The organism is Streptomyces sp. NH27, from assembly GCF_056859195.1.
This window is the reverse complement of sequence record NZ_JACEGK010000310.1, coordinates 1-9,355: the sequence shown is the minus strand read 5'-3', so window position 1 is coordinate 9,355 and position 9,355 is coordinate 1. Positions and strand designations below refer to the sequence as shown.

Genomic DNA, 9,355 nt, shown 5'->3' with positions numbered 1-9,355 from the left:
CCCCCCCCCGGCGGGCGCCGGCGACCCCGCCGTCGGGGGCCCCGGCGATCTGGAGGCGCTGGCGTGCGTGCGCCAGCGGCGGGGCGGGCGGGTTGGCCAGGACGGCGCGGGCCTGGTGGAAGGGCGCCGGGTGGCCGGGGTCGGCGAGCGCGATGACAGCCAGGAAGGCGGGGGCGTCGGCGGCGCGGGCCTCTCGGATCGTGATGACGTGGGCGGTAGGCATCGGTGCGGCTCCATTCGGGTCAGCGCGAGGTCAGGCCGTTGCGGCGCACGATGTCTTCGAGGGAGAGGTCGATCAGGGCCGAGCCGAGCGGGCCGCGAGTCCGGCGGCGCGCGGGGTCGTAGGGGTAGACGCGGGGACTGCCACCGAAGGTGCGTGCAAGGAACATGGTCGCGTCCAGCAGTTCGATCTCGTTCGGCAGGTTGTCGTAGCCGGGCACCGCGTGCAGAACGACGAAGTGGCGGCGGTCGGCGAAGGGATGGCGGCCCCGGTGCATCCGACCGGGAATGAAGCCCCAGCGCTGCTCGAACTCGGCCCAGTACGCCTCCATCCGTGCCACCGGGTGACCGGCGTAGGGCTCGCGGTGGATCTGTGCACCGGGGACATCGAGCATCCAGGTGATCCGGTGGGGCTTGTCGGACAGCGATGAGGTTTCCAGAAGGGTGTCGCGCTCAGCGGTGACGGTCCACACCTCCGGCTCGGTCCACGCGCCGCCGTCGGCGGCAGGCCGTTCCTTGGGGCCGACGCCCGCCACGACCGCCGTCGCGGTGCCGTCTCCGTTGTCCCGGAGCCAGGCGTAGTCGCCGCCCGCACCGGCGGTGGTTTGGAAGCCCGGTCCGGGACTCCAGTTCGGTGCCTCGGGAAACGCGCTCTCGGGGAACGAGACGACGACGCTGACCTCACCGCGCTGGTTCGTCCGGCGGGGGTTCCACGTCTTGTTGATCGCCTTCTCGATCTTGCGGCGCAGGCTTCGCTTCACGATCTTGCACTCCTCTGGCTCTGCGGGCGGATCTCCGGACGCCGCCCCAGAAGGGCGGAGGCGCCAGGGGAACCGAGCGACACCCAAAATATACAGCCGCAAATAGAGTTACGCAATAGCGGATAGGGCTTGACACTCATGCAGGCGCATATAGAGTTAAGCAATGATCTAGTGCGCGGCTCTGCTGCGAGCACATCCCGCATCCGAGGGCGCGGTCCGCCGCGTCCTCCCACGGAAAGGACGCACCCCCATGCACAGCCTCACGTTCGACCAGACCACCCGCGAGGGCTCCGCCGTCGTCGCCCTGTTCAACAGGATCGAGGCCGCCGTGGCGAAGGCCGGCGGCGGCCCCTGGAACCCGGGCGCGACGACGGACACGCTTCTGGACTGGTTCAACGCTCAGGGCATCGACGTCTACGGCGGGCCGATCACCAGCCGCACACCGTCCGGACTGGCCGCCACCCAGCCCGCCCACACCCCCGAGGAGCGCACCGGCATGTCCGGCTCCGGCATCAGCCTGACCCGCGCCCAGCTCGACGCCTGGGCCGGTTTCACCCTGACCGACGAGGACATCGAGCGGATCGAGGAGGCCCTGCCTCTGTCGTCCCTGCCCGACGTTGTCGGCACCATCGCCTTCGCCGTGCGGCCCGACGCGGTCGGCGAAGAGGACGAAGACGAGGAGGCGCAGCAGTGACCACCACGCCCGCCCATGCGGGCGCCCGCGGTGGCGTCGCCGAGAGCGCTCTGGAGGACGGCGGTATCGGCCAGCCCCCGGCCGCGTCCGCCGAGACCGAGGACACCCCCGGCGCCTACCGGCGGATGACCGCCGCGCGCGAGCTGATGGAGCGCCACGCCGAGCGGGCCGCCGCTGAGTTCGCCGAGCTGCTGGGCGTCCTGTACCCGCAGGCGGCGTACGTCACGCTGAAGGTCTACGACGACGACAGCGTCGCGCTCAAACTCGCCCTGACGGCCGACGGCAGGACGATCCACCGCTTCGACGACCTCACGCGCCAGCTGCCTCCGCTTCCCGCAGACCTCGCCGCCCGGTGGTGGCCGCACGATCTGTCCTGCGAGATCCCCCTGGACCACATCGCCGAGGAGCTGCGGGAAGCCGGCGTCAGCTACGAGGATCTGCCCGCCGAGGCCCGCGATCCGCAGTGGAACAACCCGGACGGCTACATCCCCTGCCTGCGCCCGGGAGGCGGCTCGTGATCCGCCCCCACCCCTGGCAGGTGCAGGCCGAGGCCACCGACACCAGCGGCGAGAAGGTTCTGGCCGCCGCACTGCGCTCGGCAGCGGCGGCCGGTGCCGTGCACGTCCAACTGCTCGATGACGGCTTCGCCGTCACCACAGCCGACGGCCGCCCGCTGCACACCTCCACGCGCACCTTCCTGCACCACTCACCCCAGGCCCTGGCCCGCTACCTCGGCCTGCCCGAACACGCCGTCCAAGACGCTCGCCGAGGATCGGAGCACCCGCACGATGACCACCCCCGCTGACCCGCCCCGGGACGTCGCGCTCTCCCCGGTGCTGGTCCTGCTGCGTGGCGCGGCCCGCCGCGCCGCAGAATCCGCCGAGTCCGCCTACGCGGTAGCCGACCTGCTCGCCACCGACCTGTCCGCGATGGCCCCCCACGCCCAGCGGGGCGACCAGCGGTGGTCGTACGCGAGCGCGCTGCGCGAGAAGGCCAACGAACTACGGCTCCTGGCCGGCGATCCCGCCGCCACGGCTCAGCAGCGCATCGACGCCATCGCCTCGGCGCACGCGCTGATGCACGGCAACCGGTGACCCCGGGGGCGGCTCCGTGCTTCGGCGCGCGGGGCCGCCCGGATCTGGTCAACTCCCGCGATGGTGTGGTGGCGGGACTTCACGGCCGGGACAATGAGACGCATGGGGCTGCCCGATCTGCTGCACGTCGCCGCCGGTGTCCTGGACCGCGCCGGCTCTCTGGAGCCCGTGCATCTCGCGCTGGCCGACCGCACCGTCCAGATCACCTTCGGCGACGCGGTCGCCATGGCCGACCAGCGGGCAAGCGTGGACCGGATCGCGGCGGCCACCACCGCCGTCCCGGTCCTGTCCGGTCTCGGCGCCGCCTCCTGCACCTACACCCTCACCTCGGACCTGCCCGGCGGCGTCCTACTGCTCGCCGCCACCCACCCGACCATGAACCGGACAGCCGGCCAGCGCACGACCTCCACCGCCACCCACGCGGCGATGCTGCGCTCTCTCGCCCCCTGGACCGGGACACTCGCCGACACCCTGGTCGACGTCACCGGCCTCCAGGTCCACGACGACGAGCGGGGCTTCAGCGTGCAGTTGACCGTCGACGGCGCCGACGATCCCGACGCGGTCTGCACCACGGCCTGCGCCGGCATCACCGCCCTGCGCACCCAGCCCGCCATGCCCTACGGGATCGACGCCCGCGGCCGGCTGCCCGACGGGCAGCCCGTGATGATCAGCGTTCTGTAAGCGGGCCGACTCCGGCCTCACCGTCGGGGCGGCGACGCCTGAACGAGGCCGGCAACGGCGGACCGTCGCTGTCACTCCTCACGCCCTGGCTGACCGCCGAAAACGACGCGACCCTGCCGAGAACTGGGGGAGCCGGCCCGCGCCTGCCGAATCCGGCGCGCTTCTCGTCCTCGGCGCCAACCCGCGTGTACAGCGCGCTGATTTGGGGGAGGCTGGGTGGCGCTGGCCGCATACTGGCATGGTCCGGAGCCTGGCGGACACGAGAGAGGGACGAGCGTATGGCGGCGGCCGACGAAGAGTTCTCGGACGACGGGTGGTGGGCGGATTGGGAGCGTCCGCGGCCCGGCCAGCTCGGGGAGTTGGTCTGGCGCTCGGCTGGACTCCGCTGCGAGTTGGTCGTGGACACGATGGGGCTCGTGTTGCGCGGCGAGGTGTGCCTGCCGGACGGGGCCGATCCCGACGAGGCGGTGGCGGCCGCATTGCGCGCCGATCCGCTGCTGGCCGTCCTGGTTCCGGTGGCCGCTATCGACCAGGCCGTGCACGTGCAGGTGCCACGTCAGGCCCGGCAGGTCGCCTGGCACTGGCCTCTGTCCGATCAGGGGCGTCAGATCGCGGACGCGTGCGGCGGAGATCCGCTCCTCCTGGACCTGGACACCTCGTCGACGCCGCCGAGGGTGTACGCCGCGGTCGTGGAGCACCTCGCCGCGCACCTGGCCGCCGGGACGGCCTGATGGCAACTCGCCCCGCCGCAGTGCCGTGGGATTGCGCCAGCGCGCTGGCGCGCCGGCAGGGGCGGAGTTCCGGAGAGCGGCGTCGGCGGTGGTGACGGTGCGGGCGGCGTCGACGGAGACGCCGTGGACGCTGGTCAGGCCGCGGCGGATCGCCGGATGGGCGCCGGAGTTGTCAGGTTCGGGCTCTGGGGGGCGTGGACGGCAGAGGCGTTGATGTCGACGCCGGTCCAGGTGATGTGGCGGTGGCGGGTGGGACCACACCCTCGGCGATGGCACACTGGATGCCCCAACTGGTCCTTGTTGCAGGGGAAATGAACTGATGCCCGATGCCGTCGATGCCGCCCGCGCCCGTACCGGCGGCTGCCTGTGCGGCAAGGTCCGCTTCACCGTCGCCGGCCCACCCGACGATCCGCACATCTGCGTCTGCGCGCACTGCCGGAAGCGGGCCGGTGCGCCCTTCCAGTGGTGGGTTGGCTTTCCGCAGCAGCATCTGACCTGGGTCGGCGGCATCGAGCCGACGTGGTACGACACCTACCCCTGCGCGACCCGGCGCGGCTTCTGCCCCGTGTGCGGTAGCCACATCGCCGCCGTCGACTACGCCAACGACGCCGTCGTCGGCCTGCTCGTCACCGCCCTCGACGACCAGGACGACCCGCTGCTCGTCCCGGGCAACCTCCACCGCCTGCGGGAAGCCGCCGACTGGCTCGGGCTGCCGGACTCCCCGGGCACCCCCGCAGGCTGAGAGCACGGCAGCCCCCGGCACGCCGACCGCCCGATCCCCGTGGAGTACGTGGGCGTGGCGACGGGCCCGGGAGCTCCGGCGGATTGTCGCCGTCCGCTGCGCGGGCGTCCGGAGCGGGTCCGCCCGGGCCGGTGGCGGCCCGGGGCCAGGCCGCTACCGTGTCACGGCCTGGGCTGCGGGGTGCCGGACTCCTCCGCGACGTCCCAGTCGGTAGGCGATGCGGAACATCTCGGGCAGGTCGAGGCGGTGGTCGCGGTTGCGGACGGCTCCGGCGGCGGCCAGGTCGTCCAGCAGGTCCGCGTAGCGGTCGAGGTGCCGGATGCCGCTGGGAGCTGGATCAGCGGCGCGGGCACCCAACCGGCGTAGCTGCTCGGGGAGTTCGGCGCCGTCCCACGCGGCGATGGCGTGATCGAGGCCGATCGGGAGCTGCTGTCCGGCCAGCGGTGCGAGTGCCGCGCGGACCCAGGGGTGGGCCTGCTCGATCTCGGCGGCGCGGGCCAGGGCGCCTGCGGCCAGGCCACGTTGGATGTCCTGGTGGTGAAGTGCCCGGTCGTGGTCGGGGCGGTCGGCGGCGGTGAGCCGGGCGGCGCGGTGCAGCGCGGCCAGGAAGGGCCGGGGGGTGAGGCGGTCGGCGGTGTCGGCCAGGTGCGAGGGCAGCAGCGCGTAGGTGGAGCCCCGGCGGAGGGTCGCTCCCCGGTAGGGGTCGGCGAGGAGGGCGAACAGCTGCTCCTGCGCGCGGGGGTCGGCATGGAGCGGGGCGGGGGCGGTGTAGCGGCCGTCGGCGGTGCGCGACCATCCCGGGGTCAGGGCGCGGAAGGCGGCGGCGTGCTGGCTGTCGTGGTTGCCGAGGAGGTGGAAGAGCAGGCCGTACAGCGCGGTGCCGCGCCCCCCGGGCAGGCCGGTGTGGCTGCTCCAGTCCAGGCGGACCGTGGGCAGTGAGCGCCGGGAGGCCGGCGGGAGGGCGGGCAGCGCGGCGGCGAGCATGTCGGAGCGGATGAAGGCCTTCACCCGCACGTTCGGGGTGGTGCGGGCGAGGTCGGCGGCCAGCTGGAGGATTCCGGAGGCGTAGAAGTCGGCACGGCGCTGGTCGGGGTGGAGCCGGTCGAGGGCGTCGAAGACCACCAGCCGTACGACACCTTCCGCGCCGGCCTGGCGGTCCAGGGCGGCGAACACCTCGCGCACGGCATCGCGGTGGCGCTCGACCCACTGGGCGCGGTCGAGCCAGCCGGTCAGCCGGGTGACGTCAGCGACGCCCAGGGCGTGCAGGGCGACGGCCGTCCACACCGTGGGCGGACGGATGCCCTCGCCGGCGAGTGCGTCGAGCTGGGCGCCGGTCGGCCGGTCGGCGTCCTGGGCCGCGCCCGTGCCGGTCACCGCGCGAACGGTCTCCAGCCGCGGCATGCGAAGGTCTTCCGCGGCGGACGCGCGCAGCGCCGGGTCGGCCAGAGCACGGGCCCACACGGACTTGCCCGTCCCCGGTCCGCCGCTGACGACCAGAGTGCGGAACGAGGCGGCCTCGCGGTGGGCGTGCGCGTAGAAGGTGGAGGGGGTGTCGGCGTCGCGGAGTAGCGCGTCGTCCAGCGCGGTGGCCAGGAGGGAGCGCATCTGGAGGGGGTTCACGGCGGGCATGTCGGTCGCTCCTCGGATCGGATCGGGTTGGGCGTTGGTGGCAAAGGGTGGTGGTGGGGCGGGTGTCAGTCGCCGGAGGAGACGGGCAGGGTGAGCACGACGGTCTCGCCGCCTTGGTCGACCCACTCGACCTGGCCGGTGCGCTCCAGTTCCTCGGCGGCCGCGTACAGGTCGTCGGGGCTGACGTGGATGGTGGTGACGGGCGCGGACATGGAGACTCCTGGACGCTGCGGGGGAAGGGTGTTGCCGTGCCGGCGCTGCGGCGTAGCCACACCCTAGGAGCTGTAAATAGAGTTACGCAACACCATCGATTGCCACCGCGCCTCGCCCACACCTCCCGCCATAGGCTTGCGTAACTCTTTATGCGACTGTATATTAGTGGTCGCGGCGGCGCGTTGACGCCGGCCGGATACGTCACGACCGAAGAGGGGTACCGCCATGACCGCCGACTCCTACAGCGCCGACCGCGCCGTCATCGAGCAGGACCTGGAGCAGGCCGTCCACCTGGACTTCGCCGAGTACGTGGGCTTCATGGCGCATTACGGTGTCCGACTGCGGAGACTGGCAGCCGAGCACCCGAACCCCGACGGCGCGTTCCTCGTCCTTCGCGGGTACGCGGACCAGGTCGTTGAACGGCTGGGCAACCAGTGAGCCCGCTGCGTCCCGGGCCGGACTGCCACAAGAGGGGTGCTGCCCCCACCGACGCGGTGAGCCCGGTGGAGGCGGCCCGCGAAGCAGCCCGCGACGGCGCGGACCACGCGCTGACGGCGCTCACCGCACTGCTGGCCCGCCTCTATCCCGGCGCCGCGTACCTGACCGTCTCGGTCCGCAAGGGCGCGGTGGCCCTCGGCGAGACCTTCGACAACGACGGAGCGGTGCACGTCCCCGGCGTCTGCGACGGCCGGACGATGCTGGCGTGGACCGTGGGCGACCGGCCCCTCGCAGAACTTCCCCGCAAGGTGCGCGACTTGCTCGGTCCCTACGCCGACGACCGCGCCCACACCCTCAACCGCCTGCTCACCGAGTGCTGGCAGCTGGGGGCCCGCCTGAACCGCGAGGGCCGCCCCGGCACCGCCCGGCTCACGCTGCGCTGAATCCGACACCGCCCGGCCGCCCGGCGGCCTCCCCCTGGAGCTTCGATGTCCGCCACCACCGTACGGCGGCGGGCGCGCTGGCTGCTCGCCGCCGCCCCCGCTGCCGCCGCCTTCACCGCCTACCGGCCCGCGGGCCCGGCCATCGCGGGCACGGCCGCCGCCCTGGCCGAGTTCGGGGCCCTCGCGGCCGCCCTCGCCTGGAGCCCGCCGTACCGGGAGCGTCGGCAGATCGAAGGCGACGACGCCCCGGCGCAGCCGCGCCAAGAACCGCCTCGGAACGCTCTGTTGGCGGCTGTCGGCCAAGGAAGGGAGACGGGATGGCCGTCCTGAACTACCGCCTCACCCCGGAGTGGCCCGATGAGGGACGCCCCGGCCCGCGCCAGCGCGGAGACAGGCGCCGCCGCACCCGCCGATGGCGCCGCCGCCGGGTGAAACGCGCCGACGAACGGCTGTGGCGGCGGGACGCACTGCGCTGAGCGCCGGCCGGGCCAGCGGGCCGCCGGGCCCTCCCGCCAGTCCGCGGCCGACAGCGCCACCTCGGCACCGGACGCGCCCCCGCGCGGCAGCCGGCGGCGTTCGCCACCGACCCGCCGCCCGCGCCGCCCTCCACCTGCGGCCCGAGCAAGGAGGTCCACCCCATGCAGTCCGACCCCACCGGCCCGCGGCTCCCGCGGTCGGCCCCCTACGACGCCCTGGTGCCGGTCGTCGACGCCGTCCTGGCCGAGGCGGGGCACCAGCGCGCCCTGTACGACCAGCACGGCACCGCGCGCGTCTCCGGCTTCCACCTCTCCCCCGCCTGGCACGCCGTCCTCACCGTCACCTATCGGCCCGCACCGGACGGGCCCGCCGACAACGCCGACGCCCTGAACGCCCAAGTCCGGCTCTACCACGCCGCGTTGACCGCCCACCCGCAACTCGCGCAGATGCAGGTCACCCTGAAGACCAGCGGGACACCGAGCGTCGGGCTGACCGGCTGGCCGGCAAACCGCTAGTCCCCGGCCCGTGAAGCCGAACGGCCGCCCCCCGGAACGCGCGGCGCGCGCCCCGGCCCCCCTTCCTCAAGGGAACACGTTTCCCGCCGAGAATGGCTTGTCCGTGGACACACCTACGTCCCAGACCGTCTCTCCGTCCCCCCGCCCGGCATCACCACGCACCGACCGTCCCGGCGGGGAGCCGGCTGGCGTCTGAAGATGGCCGCGGTCATCGGCCGCGGCGACACCCAGGCCGCCGCGAAGCAGCACCTGGCCGAGCAGATCGCGCTGATGGCCACGACCATCGACGGCGGAGCGCCTTCGCCCGGGACGACGACGGCTCCGTGGTCCTCGCCCTCGACCGCCCGTGGAACATCGAGTGGTACCGGGTCACCGACACCACCGCCCGGCGGATCTCCACCGGCGACCGCCACACCGGAGGACCGGCCGCAGCCCTGGCCCCGCGTCCCCCACTACACCCTGCTCCCCACGTACGCCTCCGGCCCGACCGACGAGCCCCGCCCGGCGCCGCTTCGTTGCATAACTCTTTTTGGCAATGTATTGTCGTTGTCACGAGCCAGAGGTCGGCGGCACCGACCGCCTCCCCCGCGGTGCGCCCGCCGGCCCCGGCTGCCCAGCTGGGGCGCGGCAGCGGCCCGCCGCGCCGAAAGGAACGCCCGTGGAAACCGAGTTCACGCCCGGCGACCGAGTCCGCCTCACCAGCCGCGCGAACACCCGC

Annotated in this window: 16 protein-coding genes; 12 read left to right on the top strand and 4 right to left on the bottom strand. The window is 73.5% G+C overall.

The window, feature by feature from the left end; all coding sequences use genetic code 11:
* Nucleotides 1-223, bottom strand: a 223-nt coding sequence (locus AC13HU_RS23520; RefSeq protein ID WP_483043926.1) for a hypothetical protein, incomplete at its 3' end; no start/stop codon positions are given.
* Between the two features lie 19 nt (nucleotides 224-242).
* Complete coding sequence (locus AC13HU_RS23515) at nucleotides 243-980, bottom strand: hypothetical protein (RefSeq protein ID WP_483043925.1); 738 nt, start codon at nucleotides 978-980, stop codon at nucleotides 243-245.
* Nucleotides 981-1,230: 250 nt separating this feature from the next.
* Here AC13HU_RS23515 and AC13HU_RS23510 point away from each other — a divergent pair, with 250 nt between their 5' ends.
* The 7 genes from AC13HU_RS23510 to AC13HU_RS23480 all read left to right on the top strand — a co-directional run bounded on the left by AC13HU_RS23510 (nucleotide 1,231) and on the right by AC13HU_RS23480 (nucleotide 4,922).
* On the top strand, nucleotides 1,231-1,674 hold the full coding sequence (locus tag AC13HU_RS23510) for a hypothetical protein (protein ID WP_483043924.1): 444 nt from the start codon (nucleotides 1,231-1,233) through the stop codon (nucleotides 1,672-1,674).
* Nucleotides 1,671-2,192, top strand: a complete 522-nt coding sequence (locus tag AC13HU_RS23505) for a hypothetical protein (RefSeq protein ID WP_483043923.1) — start codon at nucleotides 1,671-1,673, stop codon at nucleotides 2,190-2,192. Before AC13HU_RS23510 ends, AC13HU_RS23505 begins: the two co-directional genes overlap by 4 nt.
* Nucleotides 2,189-2,479: a hypothetical protein gene (locus tag AC13HU_RS23500; RefSeq protein ID WP_483043922.1), complete on the top strand. Its 291-nt coding sequence runs from the start codon at nucleotides 2,189-2,191 to the stop codon at nucleotides 2,477-2,479. Before AC13HU_RS23505 ends, AC13HU_RS23500 begins: the two co-directional genes overlap by 4 nt.
* The gene (locus AC13HU_RS23495) at nucleotides 2,463-2,768 is read left to right on the top strand and encodes a hypothetical protein (RefSeq protein WP_483043921.1); all 306 of its coding nucleotides are present in this window, start codon (nucleotides 2,463-2,465) and stop codon (nucleotides 2,766-2,768) included. The genes AC13HU_RS23500 and AC13HU_RS23495 overlap by 17 nt, the downstream gene beginning before the upstream one ends.
* A 102-nt stretch (nucleotides 2,769-2,870) precedes the next feature.
* Nucleotides 2,871-3,449 (top strand): hypothetical protein, encoded by a 579-nt coding sequence (locus tag AC13HU_RS23490; protein WP_483043920.1) that lies wholly within the window; start codon nucleotides 2,871-2,873, stop codon nucleotides 3,447-3,449.
* A gap of 278 nt (nucleotides 3,450-3,727) precedes the next feature.
* Entirely contained in the window at nucleotides 3,728-4,180 is a 453-nt protein-coding gene (locus AC13HU_RS23485) for a hypothetical protein (RefSeq protein WP_483043919.1), read from the top strand.
* Nucleotides 4,181-4,499: 319 nt separating this feature from the next.
* The gene (locus AC13HU_RS23480) at nucleotides 4,500-4,922 is read left to right on the top strand and encodes a GFA family protein (RefSeq protein ID WP_483043918.1); all 423 of its coding nucleotides are present in this window, start codon (nucleotides 4,500-4,502) and stop codon (nucleotides 4,920-4,922) included.
* A gap of 153 nt (nucleotides 4,923-5,075) precedes the next feature.
* Here the strand turns inward: AC13HU_RS23480 and AC13HU_RS23475 are convergent, their stop codons facing one another.
* Both AC13HU_RS23475 and AC13HU_RS23470 read right to left on the bottom strand, forming a co-directional pair.
* Nucleotides 5,076-6,551 (bottom strand): hypothetical protein, encoded by a 1,476-nt coding sequence (locus AC13HU_RS23475; RefSeq protein ID WP_483043917.1) that lies wholly within the window; start codon nucleotides 6,549-6,551, stop codon nucleotides 5,076-5,078.
* 65 nt (nucleotides 6,552-6,616) lie between these two features.
* Nucleotides 6,617-6,763: a hypothetical protein gene (locus tag AC13HU_RS23470; protein ID WP_483043916.1), complete on the bottom strand. Its 147-nt coding sequence runs from the start codon at nucleotides 6,761-6,763 to the stop codon at nucleotides 6,617-6,619.
* Between the two features lie 226 nt (nucleotides 6,764-6,989).
* On the opposite strand from AC13HU_RS23470, the gene AC13HU_RS23465 reads away from it, so the two are divergent.
* The 5 genes from AC13HU_RS23465 to AC13HU_RS23445 all read left to right on the top strand — a co-directional run bounded on the left by AC13HU_RS23465 (nucleotide 6,990) and on the right by AC13HU_RS23445 (nucleotide 8,637).
* Nucleotides 6,990-7,202 carry a hypothetical protein gene (locus AC13HU_RS23465; protein ID WP_483043915.1) on the top strand — a complete coding sequence of 71 codons (213 nt, stop codon included), beginning with the start codon at nucleotides 6,990-6,992 and terminating at the stop codon, nucleotides 7,200-7,202.
* Between the two features lie 56 nt (nucleotides 7,203-7,258).
* Nucleotides 7,259-7,645: a hypothetical protein gene (locus tag AC13HU_RS23460; RefSeq protein WP_483043914.1), complete on the top strand. Its 387-nt coding sequence runs from the start codon at nucleotides 7,259-7,261 to the stop codon at nucleotides 7,643-7,645.
* A 45-nt stretch (nucleotides 7,646-7,690) separates the two neighbouring features.
* On the top strand, nucleotides 7,691-7,975 hold the full coding sequence (locus AC13HU_RS23455) for a hypothetical protein (protein ID WP_483043913.1): 285 nt from the start codon (nucleotides 7,691-7,693) through the stop codon (nucleotides 7,973-7,975).
* A complete protein-coding gene (locus AC13HU_RS23450; RefSeq protein WP_483043912.1) occupies nucleotides 7,963-8,121 on the top strand; it encodes a hypothetical protein in 159 nt (52 codons plus the stop codon). Before AC13HU_RS23455 ends, AC13HU_RS23450 begins: the two co-directional genes overlap by 13 nt.
* Before the next feature lie 162 nt (nucleotides 8,122-8,283).
* Nucleotides 8,284-8,637, top strand: coding sequence for a hypothetical protein (locus AC13HU_RS23445; RefSeq protein ID WP_483043911.1), 354 nt, complete (start codon nucleotides 8,284-8,286; stop codon nucleotides 8,635-8,637).
* Nucleotides 8,638-9,355: the final 718 nt, after the last annotated feature.